Source organism: Nocardioides sp. JCM 18998 (assembly GCF_055391535.1).
This window is the reverse complement of the sequence record NZ_AP043886.1, coordinates 4015778-4030305: the sequence shown is the minus strand read 5'-3', so window position 1 is coordinate 4030305 and position 14528 is coordinate 4015778. Positions and strand designations below refer to the sequence as shown.

At 71.4% G+C, this 14528-nt stretch carries 11 protein-coding genes; all 11 read left to right on the top strand.

Annotated elements, in window-relative coordinates:
* Positions 1 to 14 precede the first annotated feature (14 nt).
* Entirely contained in the window at positions 15 to 920 is a 906-nt protein-coding gene (locus tag ACZ5L9_RS18915; RefSeq protein ID WP_464530897.1) for a TIGR03619 family F420-dependent LLM class oxidoreductase, read from the top strand.
* Positions 917 to 2074: a hypothetical protein gene (locus ACZ5L9_RS18910; RefSeq protein ID WP_464530894.1), complete on the top strand. Its 1158-nt coding sequence runs from the start codon at positions 917 to 919 to the stop codon at positions 2072 to 2074. Before ACZ5L9_RS18915 ends, ACZ5L9_RS18910 begins: the two co-directional genes overlap by 4 nt.
* On the top strand, positions 2071 to 3030 hold the full coding sequence (locus tag ACZ5L9_RS18905; RefSeq protein ID WP_464530892.1) for an SDR family oxidoreductase: 960 nt from the start codon (positions 2071 to 2073) through the stop codon (positions 3028 to 3030). The genes ACZ5L9_RS18910 and ACZ5L9_RS18905 overlap by 4 nt, the downstream gene beginning before the upstream one ends.
* Positions 3017 to 4159: a sulfotransferase family protein gene (locus tag ACZ5L9_RS18900; RefSeq protein WP_464530889.1), complete on the top strand. Its 1143-nt coding sequence runs from the start codon at positions 3017 to 3019 to the stop codon at positions 4157 to 4159. Before ACZ5L9_RS18905 ends, ACZ5L9_RS18900 begins: the two co-directional genes overlap by 14 nt.
* Positions 4160 to 4219: 60 nt before the next feature.
* Complete coding sequence (locus tag ACZ5L9_RS18895; RefSeq protein WP_464530885.1) at positions 4220 to 5509, top strand: ammonium transporter; 1290 nt, start codon at positions 4220 to 4222, stop codon at positions 5507 to 5509.
* Positions 5510 to 5668: 159 nt separating this feature from the next.
* A complete protein-coding gene (locus tag ACZ5L9_RS18890) occupies positions 5669 to 7072 on the top strand; it encodes a putative bifunctional diguanylate cyclase/phosphodiesterase (RefSeq protein WP_464530882.1) in 1404 nt (467 codons plus the stop codon).
* A gap of 109 nt (positions 7073 to 7181) precedes the next feature.
* Positions 7182 to 7859 (top strand): hypothetical protein, encoded by a 678-nt coding sequence (locus ACZ5L9_RS18885; RefSeq protein ID WP_464530878.1) that lies wholly within the window; start codon positions 7182 to 7184, stop codon positions 7857 to 7859.
* Positions 7860 to 7913: 54 nt separating this feature from the next.
* Entirely contained in the window at positions 7914 to 9392 is a 1479-nt protein-coding gene (locus ACZ5L9_RS18880; RefSeq protein ID WP_464530876.1) for a DUF3375 domain-containing protein, read from the top strand.
* Positions 9392 to 10138, top strand: a complete 747-nt coding sequence (locus tag ACZ5L9_RS18875) for a DUF4194 domain-containing protein (protein WP_464530874.1) — start codon at positions 9392 to 9394, stop codon at positions 10136 to 10138. Before ACZ5L9_RS18880 ends, ACZ5L9_RS18875 begins: the two co-directional genes overlap by 1 nt.
* Entirely contained in the window at positions 10135 to 13596 is a 3462-nt protein-coding gene (locus ACZ5L9_RS18870; protein WP_464530871.1) for an ATP-binding protein, read from the top strand. The genes ACZ5L9_RS18875 and ACZ5L9_RS18870 overlap by 4 nt, the downstream gene beginning before the upstream one ends.
* Before the next feature lie 105 nt (positions 13597 to 13701).
* Positions 13702 to 14472: an SDR family oxidoreductase gene (locus ACZ5L9_RS18865; RefSeq protein WP_464530869.1), complete on the top strand. Its 771-nt coding sequence runs from the start codon at positions 13702 to 13704 to the stop codon at positions 14470 to 14472.
* Positions 14473 to 14528: the final 56 nt, after the last annotated feature.

The window sequence follows — 14528 nt, the reverse complement described above, 5'->3', positions numbered from 1 at the left end:
TCTACTCTTCGAATATGCGGTTCACCTACGCCGAGGCGATGACCCATGCGTCCTACTACGCCCCGCTGGCCCAGGCCGCGGAGGCAGCGGGCTACACCAGCATGACGGTGGCCGACAGCCTCATCTATCCCGAGGAGTCGGACTCCACCTACCCCTACACCGACACCGGCGAGCGGGAGTTCCTGCAGGGCAAGGAGTTCATCGAGGCGATGATCCTGTGCGCCCACCTCTTCGCCGCCACGACCACGCTGCGGCTGACACCGTTCGTGCTCAAGCTGCCCGTACGCCCGCCGGTCCTGGTGGCCAAGCAGGCCTCCAGCCTGGCCGCGCTCTCGGGCGACCGGCTCGGCCTCGGCGTGGGGCTCAGCCCGTGGCCGGAGGACTTCGCCACCCTCGGCGTGCCGTGGGAGCGCCGGGGCAGGCGGATGGACGAGTGCATGGAGATCCTGCGCGGGCTCACCGCGCCGGTCGCCGAGGGCACCAAGCAGGGCTACTTCGGCTACGAGGGCGAGTTCTACCGCTTCGATCCGCTGCAGCAGTGCCCGGCTCCGGCGAAGCGGATCCCGTTGCTCGTCGGCGGTCACAGCGATGCCGCCCTGCGGCGCGCGGTCCTCCTCGGCGACGGCTGGATGCACGCCGGTGGAGACGGCGAGGAGCTCGACCGGCTGCTGGGCCGGCTCGCGGACATCCGCAAGGCGGAGGGCGACACCCGCGGACCGGACGAGTTCGAGGTGCACGTCATCTCGTACGACGCCTACACCCCGGACGGGGTCAGGCGGCTCGAGGAGAAGGGCGTCACCGACTGCATCGTCGGCTTCCGGGTGCCCTACATCGTCGGCCGCGACGAGGAGCCGCTGGCGAAGAAGGTCGAGCATCTCGACCGGTATGCCGAGAGCGTGATCGCGCAGGTCGGCCCGTGATCACCGACGCCCTCCAGGACGCGATCGCGGAGGCCGAGAAGCTCATCGAGTCCGCTCCGTTCATCAGGACCGAGCAGGACCTCCTCGAGGGCTACGACTACCTCGCCGGCCGGATCCGGATGGCGCTGCAGACCGCCTTCGACTACGACCTCGAGCAGCCGCTCATCATCAACCCGACCCACCAGTTCTCCCGCCAGGGGCTCGACAACCCCGACGCGATCTACTTCCACGCCTACCTCAAGGAGGGCGTCGAGTACGTGATCCGGGGGCGGCGCGGCACCAGCGCCGACCTGTCGTTCCAGGTGATGGGTGGCGCGTACTCCGCCGATGCGGCCGCGACCAACCTGCTGGCCTTCGACGACCGGGGGCTCGACATCGCACCCGATGGGACCTTCGAGCTCCGCCATGTCGCCGAGCCGGGCGCCAAGACGCTGATCGTGCGCGAGGTCTTCAACGACTGGGACGTCGAGGAGCGCGGCACGCTCACCATCGAGCGGCCCGACACCCGCGGACGCGCCCGATCGCCGCTCACCCGCGAGACCCTCCAGAAGCGGTACGACGTCGCCGCCCGCAGCCTCGTCGGCTCCATCCAGACCTGGATCGCCTTCCCGCACTTCTTCCAGTACAAGGAGCCGGTCAACACCCTGACCGCGCCGCGCTCGACGCCCGGAGGACTGGCCAGCCAGCGCTCCTCGATCGGTCACTACGAGCTCGGCCCCGACGAGGCGATGATCGTCTCGGTCCCGCGCTTCGAGGCCTGCGGCTACCAGGGCATCCAGATCGGCTCGGACTGGTACGCCTCGACCGACTACGAGACCCATCAGACCTCGCTGACCAAGGCACAGGCGCTCACCGACCCCGACGGCGTGATGCGCTTCGTCATCGCCGAGCAGCCTCCGCGCGGTCCGGATGGGATTCCTCGGCCGATCGCCAACTGGCTCGAGACCACCGGCCACCGCACCGGCCCGATGATGCTGCGCTGGCAGCGGATCGACGCCGGCAGGGAGGACGACGTGCCCGGCCCGAGCGTGGAGATCGTCCAGGCCGCCGAGGTGGCCGCGCGCCTCCCGCACTACCAGCCGCTCACCGACGAGCAGTACGCAGACCGGATCGCCGCGCGCCAGCGCGCCGTCGCCCGAAGGATGATCAGTTGATCTCGACAAGCTCGATCTCCGGGGGCTCGATCTCGACAAGCTCGATCTCCGGGGGCTCGATCTCCGGTGGCTCGATCTCCGGGGGCTCGATCTCCGGTGGCTCGATCTCCGGTGGCTCGATCTCCGGGGGCTCGATCTCCGGTGGCTCGATCTCCGGGGCGGGCCTCCTGAGGGACAAGGTGATCGTCCTCTCCGGCGTCGGCCCCGGGCTGGGCCGGGCGCTGGGGGAGCAGGCCGCGCTGCTGGGGGCCGACCTCGTGCTCGCCAGCCGCACCGAGAAGCGCCTGGAGAAGATGGCTGCCGCCGTACGGGAGCACGGCCGGCGCGCGCTCGCCGTACCCACCGACATCACCAGTGAGGACGACCGCACACGCCTGGTCGAGGCGGCCCTGAGCGAGTACGGCCGGGTCGACTGCCTGATCAACAACGCCTTCGGCATCCCACCGATGGACCCGCTCACCACCATCGGTCTCGACGCGCTGCGGCTCGCCCAGGAGACCAACGTCTTCGCGCCGCTGCGCCTCTCCGCACTGTTCGCCGAGGCCCTCGCCGCGACCGATGAGCGGCCCGGGGGATCGATCATCATGATCAACTCCGCCGTGCTCTACCAGAGCCAGCCGGAGTTCGCCGGCTACAAGCTGTCCAAGGGCGGGCTCGCCCATCTCGCCTCCAGCCTGGCCACCGAGCTCGGGCCGCGCGGCATCCGGGTCAACAGTGTGGCGCCGTCCTACATCTACGAGGACGTCAACAAGGCGTACTTCGACTGGCTCGCCTCCGAGTCCGGGCGGACCCACGAGGAGGTCTATGCCGAGAAGGCCGCGCCGACCGACCTCAAGCGGCTCGCGACCCCCGAGGAGGTCGCCCGTGCCGCGCTCTTCTACGCCTCCGACCTGGCCTCCGCGGTCACGGGGCAGATCATGAACGTCGACTGTGGGGAGTTCCATGCGGGAGCGTGACAGCGTCGGAACCTTCGAGGAGATCCAGGAGGCCGCGGCCCGCACCACCGGGCTGAGCGACTTCGGCGACACCGCGTACGAGGAGGGCCTGCGGATCCTGGTCGAGGACCTGGCCTCTCCCGAGGCCGGGCTGACCCCGCACGGCAACTCCTTCCACCGCGCCCAGGTGAAGAGCGCCCTGGTCGGACGGCTGCTGACCGAGGCCCGGTTCGCGCAGCACCCCGAGCACCGCGACGTACGGATCGAGCGACCGATCTTCGTCACCGGGCTCCCGCGCACCGGCACCACCGCCCTGCACCGGCTGCTCTGCGCCGACCCCGACCACCAGGGGCTGGAGGCGTGGCTGACCGAGTTCCCCCAGCCCCGGCCGCCGCGCGAGTCGTGGGCGGAGGACCCGATCTTCCGGGCGCTGCAGAGTGCCTACCAGGAGCACCACGTGGCCAACCCCGAGTTCATGGGGATCCACTACATGGACGCCACCTCGGTGGAGGAGTGCTGGCGGATCCTGCGCCAGACCGGCAAGTCGATCGGCTTCGAGTCGCTGGCGCGCATCCCGCGCTACTCCGCCTGGCTGGCGGCGCAGGACTGGACCGACGCGTACGAGCGGCACCGGCGCAACCTGCAGCTGGTCGGCCTCCACGACGCGGAGAAGCGCTGGGTGCTGAAGAACCCCTCGCACCTGGTCGCGCTCGACGCCCTGATGACGGTCTATCCCGACGCGCTGGTCGTGGTCTGCCACCGCGACCCGGTCGCCTCGATCGCGTCGGCCTGCTCGCTGTCGGCCGAGGCCACCGCCGGCACGTCGACCACCTTCGTGGGCGAGGGCATCGGCCGCACCCAGCTGGAGATGCTGAGCCGATCGTGGCGCACCTTCGCCGCCGCCCGTCCGGCCTACGAGCCGAGCCAGTTCGTCGACGTCGACTACCGCGCCTTCGTCGCCGACCCGGTCGGCACCGTGGCCGCGATCTACGACGCGTTCGGCATCGGCTGGAGCGACGAGGCGCAGCGCAACGTGAAGGAGATCGACGCCGAGTCCCGTACGGGCAGGGCGAAGCCCGCGCACGCCTACGCGCTGGCCGACTACGGGCTGACCGAGGAGGCCGTCCAGGGTGCGTTTACCTCGCCGTAACACGAGGCGGACCCAGCCGGAAACAAAACTCACGGATCCTCGACCACCGTGCTTCCTCTTGTGATCGACGCTGGTGATACCGCTTGGCTGCTCGCAGCCACGGCCCTGGTGATGCTGATGGTCCCGGGCCTGGCGCTCTTCTACGGCGGCATGGTGCGGTCCAAGAGCGTGCTCAACATGATGATGATGACCTTCTCCGCGCTCGGGGTGATCACGCTGGCGTGGGTGCTGGTCGGCTACTCGCTGGCGTTCGGCGACGACCTCGGCGGGGGTCTGCTCGGCAGTCCGAGCCAATACTTCGGTCTGCAGTCGCTGGTCGGCGGCGAGCACGACTGGCTCAGCGTGCCGACGATCCTCTTCGCCTGCTTCCAGGGCCTGTTCGCGGTGATCACCGGCGGGCTGGTGGCCGGTGCCATCGCCGACCGCGCCCGGTTCGGCGCGTGGATGGTGTTCTGCGCGGTCTGGACGGTGCTGGTCTACGCCCCGATCGCGCACTGGGTCTTCGACGGCTCGCGTACGGGCCATGTCGGCGGCTGGCTGATCAACCGGATCCACCTCGTCGACTTCGCCGGGGGCACCGCCGTCGAGATCTGCTCCGGCGCCTCCGGCCTCGCGCTCGCGCTCGTCCTCGGCAAGCGCGTCGGCTTCGGTCACGACGCGATGCGTCCGCACAACCTGACCCTGGTGATGCTCGGCGCCGGCCTGCTCTGGGTCGGCTGGTTCGGCTTCAACGCCGGCTCCGCGTTCCGCGCCGACCAGAGCGCCGCGGTGGTGTTCGCCGCGACCCTCGTCTCGGGTGCGGCCGGCGCCGGCAGCTGGCTGGTCGTCGAGCAGCTGCGCGACGGGCACGCCACATCCCTGGGCGCCGCGTCGGGCATGGTCGCCGGCCTGGTCGCGATCACCCCGTCCTGCGGCTCGGTGACCCCGCTCGGCGCGATCGTGGTCGGCCTCGTCGCCGGTGCCGTCTGCGCCTGCGCCATCGCGCTGAAGTATCGCTTCAGGTTCGACGACTCGCTCGACGTCGTCGGGGTCCACCTCGTCGGCGGCCTGGTCGGCACGATCCTGATCGGCCTGCTCGGCAGCTCGGCGGCCCCGACCGCCGTCGACGGACTGTTCTACGGCGGCGGTCTGACCCAGCTCGGCCGTCAGTCGCTCGGTGCGCTGGTGGTGCTGGTCTACGCGTTCGTGGTCTCGGGCGTGCTCGGGCTGGTGATCGACAAGGCGATGGGCTTCCGGATCGACCCCGAGCACGAGGTCCAGGGCATCGACCTGGTCGTCCACGCCGAGTCGGCGTACGACCTGCACGCCACCGCGGGCACCCGCTCCAGCAGCATCTTCGGGCACCACTGACCCGGGACTGCCCAGGACCAGCGCCCCAGGCGGACGCCACCTACTCGGGTCAATGAGCCGGATTCTCGTTACTGTTCGGTTGCAATCTCCTCAAACCGGCCTGGTGGCTGCCGCATAGCCACCAGGCGTGAGCGCGGCGACGGCTCGGAGGGGGAGAGCATGATCGAGGTGGGGCATCTCGAGGACTTCTGGCCCGACGACAAGCGGGCGCTCCTGCAGGCGTTCGAGCTCCAGCGGGCGCTCGGCCGCGCCGAACAGGCGGAGCTGCAGCGCCAGTTGGTCCACCAGGCGACCCACGACGCGCTCACCGGCCTGGCCAACCGAGCCCTGCTGCACGACCGACTCGCCCACGCGATCGCCGCCGCCGAGCGGACCGGTCGCCGCGTCGTGGTCTTCGGCCTCGACCTGGACCGGTTCAAGAGCCTCAACGACGGCTTCGGCCACTCCTACGGCGACCGGGTGCTGCAGGCCGTCGCATCCCGGATCCGCCACCTCCCCATCCCGCAGGAGCTCGCCGCCCGGATGGGTGGCGACGAGTTCGTCCTGTTCGCCTACCTGGGCGCCGACGATCACCGCGTCGACGCGATGGCGCGGGCGATCATCGCGGCGTTCAACGAGCCCTTCGTCGTGGACGGCCGCAGGATCCGCCTCACGACCAGCGTCGGGGTGAGCCTCTACCCGGACGCCGGTACGACGGTCGCCGACCTGATCGATGGCGCCGACATGGCGATGTACCAGGCCAAGGCCGCCGGACGCAGCGACTACCGGCTCTTCGAGCCGGCGATGGCGCAGGCGATCCAGCGACGCACGGAGCTGGAGACCGGTCTCCAGGACGCCGTCGCGAACGGCGAGCTCTCCTTGGCGTACCAGCCCAAGGTCGAGGCCAAGACCGGCGCCGTCATCGGCTGCGAGGCGCTGCTGCGCTGGAGCCACCCCCTCTTCGGGGCGGTCTCGCCGGAGGAGTTCATCCCGGTCGCAGAGGAGTCCGGCCTGATCCTGCCGATCGGCGAGTGGGTCCTGGAGATGGCGTGCCGTCAGGGCCGGACATGGCTCGATGCCGGTCGGCCGCGCATCACCGTCGCGGTGAACATCGCCGCCGCCCAGCTGCTGCAGCGCGGGGCGGTCGACTGGGTGGCGGGGACGCTGAGCCGTACGGGCTTCCCGGCCGACCTGCTCGAGCTCGAGCTGACCGAGTCCCAGCTCGCCCAGGACGTCGAGGCGGCGGTGACGGTGATCCGGCAGCTGCGGGCCCTCGGGGTGAAGATCGCGATCGACGACTTCGGCACCGGCTACTCGTCCCTGGACTACCTGCGGCGCTTCGACGTCACCACGCTCAAGATCGACCAGTCCTTCATCGCCGGGCTCGGCAGCAACGCCGGCGACACCGCCATCGTGCACGCCACCATCGCGTTGGCCCGCGCCTTCGGTCTCTGCGTCGTCGCCGAGGGCGTCGAGACACCCGAGCAGCGCGCGATCCTCGCCGCGATCGGCTGCCAGCAGCTCCAGGGCTACCTCATCAGCAGGCCGGTCCCCGCGCAGGAGTTCACCCGCCAGCTGGGCTGAGCCGGCCGCAAACGGGGAACCAGGAGGCGTGAGGCAGGCGCAGCGGTCGCGCGAGTGACCGACCAGCGCCGGGCTCTACGATCGAGGGAGCCGAGCCGAGGAGACAGCCGTGGGGACGTTGCGCAAGGCCGCGCTGGCGCTCGCATGCGCGACGGCCGGACTGGTCGGTGGCGCCGCGCTGCCGTCGGTGGCGAGCCCGCCGGGCGGGCTGGTCGATCTGCACCCGATCGCCTGGGACGCGTGGGAGCCGATCTCCAGCACCTCCCTCCGCGTCTTCGCCTGGACCGGCGCACCCTCGTGCGAGGGCACCACCGCGACGGCGCAGGAGACGTCGACGACGATCACGATCACCGTCCTCGCCGGCACCGTGCCCGGCGTCGACAACTGCCCGTCGATCGCCATGCACGCGCCGATCGAGGTGACGCTCGCCGCCCCGATCGGCCTGCGCCAGGTCACCGAGCCGGGCGGCATCCCGGCCAGCGACCGCCCGTACGGCACGAAGCCGGCGCCGGCGGTCACCAGCGCGCGGCCCGGCCTCGTCGGCACGGCCCGGGTCGGGAGGCGGCTGAGCGCCGTGGCGGCCGGCTGGACGTACGGGACGTCCTTCTCCTACCGCTGGTACGCCGGCGCCCGCCCGATCCCCGGTGCCACGGGGGCGAGCATGCGGGTCACTCGCGCGCTGATCGGCCAGCGGATCAGCGTGCGGGTGCGGGGCTCCCACCACGGCTACAGCGACAGCGCCTGGATCGCCTCACGGACGACGGGGAAGGTTCGACCACGGAACTGACGGTGCTCTCTGGCATGCTTTGCCCCTCTGCACCGACGCACCGAGGGGAGGCCCGTGAACCAGATCGCCGCCGAGCTGGCGCGGGTCAAGGGCGCCTTCGCGCAGCCCACCCTCCAGCTGCTGCACCAGCGCCAGGCCCCGGTCGTGATCACGATCTTCCGCGCCGCCTTCGGTCGCAACAACAACCCGATCCCGACCGCGCGGCTGCACACCCAGGTCGAGGAGCACCTCGCGGACATGCGGCTCGCCGGCGAGACCGAGGTCCCGGCGGGCACGGGCCGCGAGATCTGCCAGCGCTGGATGCGTGGGCAGTGGCTGGTCCGCTCGCTCGACGAGATCGGCCGCGAGGTCTACACGCTGACCTCCCACGCTCAGCAGGCGCTGGAGCTGGTGAAGAGCCTCACCCGTGACCGCGCGACGCTGAGTGAGCACCGGATCGCCACCATCCTCGGCACCGTCCGCCGGTTCAACTCCGAGGCCAACCCCGACCGGACCGCCCGGGTCACGATCCTCAACGAGGAGATCGCCCGGCTGCAGGCCGAACGCGACAGGCTCGTCGACGGCGCCGAGCTGGTCGGCGCGACCCAGGACTACATGGTCGAGGGCTTCACCGAGCTGCTCTCGCTGATCTCCGCGCTGCCCAGCGACTTCGCCCGGGTGGAGGAGCGGTTCGCCCAGATCCGTACCGAGATCCTGTCGGCGTTCCGCGCCGAGGACAGGCCCGCCGGCGAGGTGATCGACGCCTACCTCGCCCGCGCCGACGCCCTGATGACCGCCACCCAGGAGGGGCGAGCGTTCGAGGGCGCCTTCGCGCTGCTGCGCGACGACGGCCTGGTCACCCAGCTGCGTGAGGACCTCAACGCGCTCCTCGAGCACCCGGCCTCCGAGGGCGTGCTCGGCGAGGCCGACCGCGCCGAGCTGCGCGGCACGGTGCGCTTGGTGCGCGACGGCCTCGACCGGGTGCTGTCGCAGCGCTCACGGGTGACCGCCACGCTCAAGGAGTACATCGTCTCCCACGACGCCGCCCGCGACCGCGAGCTGGAGCAGACCCTGCGCCAGGTCGAGTCCGAGCTGATGACGTGGATGGCCACGACCGGCCCCCGGGCCAGCCACGACGTCCCGCTGCTGCCCCCTCGGGCCGGCGTCGATCACCTGCGTGAGCGGTTCTACGACCCCGCCGACGACGTCCTGCCGGAGCGGATCTCCGCCACCGACCCCGACGTGGCGCTCTCCCTCTCCGACGTGCTCGCCCAGGGCGGCCCCCAGCTCGGCGAGCTGCGCGAGCGGCTCGACACCGCGTTGCACGCGCTCATCCCGCCGGCCTCGCTGGGGGAGATGTTCGCCGAGCTCGAGCCGTCGCTGCGCCGCCCCGTGGAGATCTTCGGCCTGCTGCACCTGGCCGCCGCCCGCGACTGGGACGTCGAGGAGACCGCCGAGGCCTACCCGACGGTGCGCCCCGATGGCACCACGCGGGTCTTCGCCGTACCGCGTACGCCCCTGCCCGACCCCGACCTTGATCGCGAGAAGCGCTGATGAGCATCGACGACTTCGAGGCCTCCGTCGAGGACACGACAGCGGACGAGGAGGAGCTGGTCGACGAGTACGTCGGCTCGGTCTCGCTCTTCGAGGGTGACGAGGGCGGCCTGGAGATGGCGCAGCGCCAGACCCTGGTGACGCTGCTCAAGCAGCGCTTCATCAGCGCCCGCACCCACCCGCGCGACTGGCCCGTGCTGGTCCAGCACGAGCGTCTCCTCCGCAGTCGGCTCAACGACCTCTTCCTCGACCTGATGATCGACCGCGACCGGGAGGTCGCCTGGAAGCGCCAGGCCGTCTCCGAGACCGGCGCCCGCTTCCCGACGCTGCTCTACGATGCGACCTGGTCGCGCGAGGAGACGCTCGTCCTGGTCCACCTGCGCGACCGCTTCCGTGCCGGGCGGGCCGCCGGGGACACCCGGATCTTCATCGACCGCGAGGACGTCGTCGACCACGTCGCGACCTTCCGTCCCACCCACGCCACCGACGAGTCCGGCGACGAGAAGCGGGCCCGGGCGGCGCTCGCCTCGGTCGTCAAGAGCGGCCTGCTCATCGGCGCCGTCGGCGACGAGCGCTATGAGATCAGCGAGGCGATCGAGCCGCTGCTGCCGCTGGAGCTGCTCGCCGAGCTGCTCACCGCGCTGCAGCAGGCGAACAGCAGCGAGGACCCGTACGCCACCGGCGACCCGGCCGTCTCGGGTGAGCCGGGGCTGTTCGACGAGAGTGACGAGGAGGACGAGTCGTGAGCGTCATCGAGACCGACGAGTCGGCCGCGGGCGACGGCCTGTTCGCCGAGGAGAGCGTCGCGCTGCCCTCCGACGAGACCGTGCAGTGGCGGGCGACCACCCTGCAGCTGGTCAACTGGGGCGGCTTCGCCGGCGTCACCGTGGTGCCCCTCGGCGGCGACGCGACCATGATCTCCGGCGCCTCCGGTGTCGGGAAGTCGACCATCCTCGACGCCTACACCGCGCTGATGATGCCGTCGGACACCAAGTTCAACGGCGCCTCCAACGACGCCGTCGCCGGCCGGGCCCGCAGCGCGGGCCAGCGCAACCTGCTCTCGTACCTGCGCGGTGCCGTCGACGTGGTCGACGACCCCAAGACCGGCCGTCCCGTCGAGCAGCTCCTGCGCGGCAAGGGCGCCGACACGTGGGGCGCCGTCGCGATGACGTTCGTCAACGACAAGGGCGCCCGCTTCACCGCCGCTCGGACCTACTACGTGCCGCGTCGCGCGACCCGCTCCAGCGAGGTGCAGATGGCCCTGCTCAGCCTCGAGGGCCAGCTCGACCTGGCCGCCCTCGAGGTCGCGGTGGGCGACCGGTTCCACGCCAACACCCTCAAGAAGCTCTTCCCGGGACTGCGGGTGCACCGCACCTATGCCGAGTTCGCCGCCGTCCTGCACGCCCGGCTCGGCATCGGCGCCAACGGAGACGGCGCCAAGGCGCTGCGGCTGCTCGCCCGGATCCAGGCCGGCAACCAGGTCCGCAGCGTCGACGAGCTCTACAAGGAGATGGTGCTGGAGCGGCCGGCGACCTATGCCGCCGCCGATCGCGCCATCGAGCACTTCGACGACCTCGACTCCGCGCACACCGCGATGCGCACCGAACAGCGCAAGCTCGAGATCCTCGAGCCGATCACCGACCTGCACCGGCGCCGCGAGTTCGCACTCAAGCGGGCCGCGGAGCTGGACGCCTTCGGCGTCACCCTCAGCGGCTCCACGCCTGTGCGGCTCTGGCTGCTCCAGCACCACCGCCGCCTGCTCGCCGACGCCGTGGTCGCCAACCGGGCCGAGCACGCCCGTACGCTCGACGAGCTCGGCTCGATCCGCACCACCGAGGCCCAGCTCGTCGGCGATCTCGAGGCCGCCAAGGACGCCCATCGGGCCGCCGGTGGCGGCGACCTGCAGGCGCTCGCCGCGCAGGCCGACGCCGAGAAGGCCGTACGGGAGGAGCGCCGCACCCGGCTCGCCGAGCTCGAGGAGCGCTTCTACCCGCTGGTCGGGCTGACCGACGCCGATGTGCCCGACCTCGAGTCGGCGCTCGACTCGGCCGAGTCGTTCGCCGGGCTGCAGGACCACGCCCGTGCGAGGGTCGCCGAGAGCGGCGCCCGGCAGGACGCCCTCCGGGCCGAGCGCGACGAGGTCCGCGACGGACTGGTGCCGCTGAAGAACGAGCAGAAGGCGCTGCGCGAGGAGCGCGCCTCGCTGGAGAGCCGCGCCGGCCGGGTGCCGGCCTACCTCCACGACCTGCGTACAGCGGTCGCCGACGCCGCCGGGATGTCCGCCGAGGAGCTGCCGTTCGTCGCCGAGCTGATCGACGTCGCTCCCGAGGAGTCCCGCTGGCGGGCGGCGATCGAGACCGTCCTCGGCGGCTCGGCCCGACTGATGCTGGTGCCGCTCGATCGGCTGCGGGCGTTCTCCGAGGCGATCGACGGGCTGCGGCTGCACGGCCGGCTCACCTTCGAGGGCGTTCCGACCGACCTGCCCTCGGGCGGGCCGGCCGACCCAGAGCGGATCGCCGGCAAGCTGCTCTACAAGGACTCGCCGTTCGCCGGCTGGGTCGAGTCGCACGTCGCCGAGCACTCCCGCAACGCGCTCTGCGTCGAGACCACCGACGAGCTCGACGGCCCGGGCTATCGGGTGACCGTCGCCGGCCAGACCCGCAGCGGCAACCGCGGCTCGCACGGTCGCAACGACCAGCGCAACATCATCGGCTTCTCCAACGAGGAGGCGATCGCCGACCTCGACGCCCAGCTCGCCCGGGTGGAGGAGCGGCTGAGCGCCCTCGACGAGCGGCTGGCCGGCATCGAGGGCCGCGCCCGCGTACTGGAGCAGCAGCGCAAGGCGTACGACGTCATCGCGATGGTCCGCTTCGAGGACGTCGACGTGGCCGGCAGCGAGCGCCGGATCGCGGACCTGGAGGGCCGTCGGACCCAGATCCTCGAGGCCGACGACCAGCTCCAGGTGCTCCAGGGCCAGATCGACGACCTCGCCACCCAGCTCGAGGCCACCCAGCGTGACCGCTTCGGCCTGGAGAACAGGCAGAAGCAGATCGCGGCCGCGCACGGCGAGCTGGTCGACTCCGAGGACATCGTCTCCGACCAGCTCGACGCGATGGAGCGCTCCAGCTCGGTCGAGCTGACCGAGGCTCAGGCGGCCGCGCTGAGCGTCGAGATGCGGCTGGCGGTCGAGCCCGGTGACCCCGACGACCTGGATCAGTTCGTCGACAACTCGCAGCGTCTCCAGGCCCGGCTGCACGGCGCCGTCGGCGACTCCGAGGCCGAGATCAAGCGGGTCGAGGAGGAGCTCAACCGGGTCTTCGCCACGTACAAGCAGATGTGGGACTCGCCCAACCTCGGCTCCGGTCCCGACTCCTACCCCGACTACGCCCGCATCCTCGACGACATCCGCGCGAAGGGCCTGGCGGATCGGCGTTCGGAGTGGCGCAAGCGACTCACCGAGTGGAGTGGCCAGGACCTGGTGCCGCTGCTCGGGGCGATGGCCTCCTCGATCGAGGAGATCGAGGACCGGCTCGGTCCGATCAACGACATCCTGCGACGCCTCGAGTTCGGCGCCACCGGCGACCGGCTCCGGATCCGGCTGCGCCGGCTGACGCCGGCGCACGTGCAGGTCTTCATGAAGGACCTGCGTGCCCTGGCGTCCTCGTCGGCCTCGGACCTGACCGAGGAGGCACTGGAGCGACGCTTCGTCGACCTGAGCCGCTTCATGACCCAGCTGCGGCCGGGCAACGGCGGCGCTGGCGGTGGGGATGTCGCCAGTGAGCGCGACCGCCTGCTCGACGTGCGCAAGCACGTCGAGGTCAGCGCTGAGCGCTACGACCACGTCTCCGGCGAGCTGCGGGCCACCTACCGCACGCTGGGGGAGAAGTCCGGCGGCGAGTCGCAGGAGCTGGTCGCGTTCATCGTCGGCTCCGCGCTGCGCTTCCGGCTCGGCGACGAGATGCGCTCTCGGCCGCGATTCGCGCCGGTGTTCCTCGACGAGGGCTTCGTCAAGGCCGACTCGGAGTTCGCCGGTCGCGCGGTGCAGGCGTGGCGCGGCCTGGGCTTCCAGCTGATCGTCGGCGTGCCGCTCGACAAGGTCACCGGCCTCGAGCCGCACATGGACGAGCTGCTCGCGATCACCAAGAACCCGGCCACCCACCAGTCCTGGATCACCCCGATCCGCGACACCACGGCCCGCAAGTAGCCGACTCGGCCCTCCGGCACGGTCGACTCGGCCCTCCGGCACGGTCGACTCGGCCCTCCGGAACGGTCGACTCGGCCCTCCGGCACGCGGTGGTAGGAAGGGGCCATGAGGATCGCTGTCGCCGGTGGAACCGGCCTGGTCGGAAGCAAGGTCGTCTCTCGTCTCGAGACGCGCGGGGACGAGGTGGTGGTCCTTGCCCGCTCGGCCGGCGTCGATCTGGTTGCCGGCACCGGCGTCGCCGAGGCTCTCGCGGGCGTCGAGGTGATCATCGACGCCACCTCGACCACTGCCCGTACGGCCTCGGAGTGCATCGCCTTCTTCGGCGCGGTCGCGCGCACCCTGCAAAGCGGCGGCGCAGCCGCGGACGTACGACGGATCGTGACGCTGTCGATCGTCGGGATCGACGGCCTCGGCGGGGGAGCCTTCGCCCACTACGACGGCAAGAACGCCCAGGAGGCCGCGACCCGGGCCGGTTCGGTGCCGACCGCGATCCTGCGCGCCACCCAGTTCCACGGCTTCGCAGGACAGCTCACCGACTGGATCGCCAAGGGCCCGTTCATGCCCTGCCCGAAGCAGCCGGTGCAGACCGTCGACGTCGACGCCGTCGCCGAGGAGCTGGTCGCGCTCGCGCACGAGGAGCTCACCGAGCAGCACGTACGCCGCGACCTCGCCGGCCCGGTCAAGCGGCAGCTCTCCGAGCTCGTCCGAGCGACGGCACGCGCCCGCGGTCGCCGGCTCGTCGTGGTGCCGGTGTGGCTGCCGGGTGCGTCGGCCGCGAAGGTCCGCCGCGGGGTGCTCCAGGCGCCGCCCGGCGCGAAGATCGCGGGTGGCACGTTCGAGGAATGGCTGGTGAGCGAGTACGGCCCGCAGCGCTGAGGCTCGGGCGCGGTGCAGACGTCAACTTTTTGCTTTGCTTTCGTCAGGATGTCCCG

What these genes read in the sequence shown, in the direction of transcription:
- ACZ5L9_RS18865 (WP_464530869.1), top strand. Translation starts at nt 13,702, where the DNA reads ATGAGGATCGCTGTCGCCGGTGGAACCGGCCTGGTCGGAAGCAAGGTC.
- ACZ5L9_RS18915 (WP_464530897.1), top strand. Translation starts at nt 15, where the DNA reads ATGCGGTTCACCTACGCCGAGGCGATGACCCATGCGTCCTACTACGCC.
- ACZ5L9_RS18900 (WP_464530889.1), top strand. Translation starts at nt 3,017, where the DNA reads ATGCGGGAGCGTGACAGCGTCGGAACCTTCGAGGAGATCCAGGAGGCC.
- ACZ5L9_RS18890 (WP_464530882.1), top strand. Translation starts at nt 5,669, where the DNA reads ATGATCGAGGTGGGGCATCTCGAGGACTTCTGGCCCGACGACAAGCGG.
- ACZ5L9_RS18875 (WP_464530874.1), top strand. Translation starts at nt 9,392, where the DNA reads ATGAGCATCGACGACTTCGAGGCCTCCGTCGAGGACACGACAGCGGAC.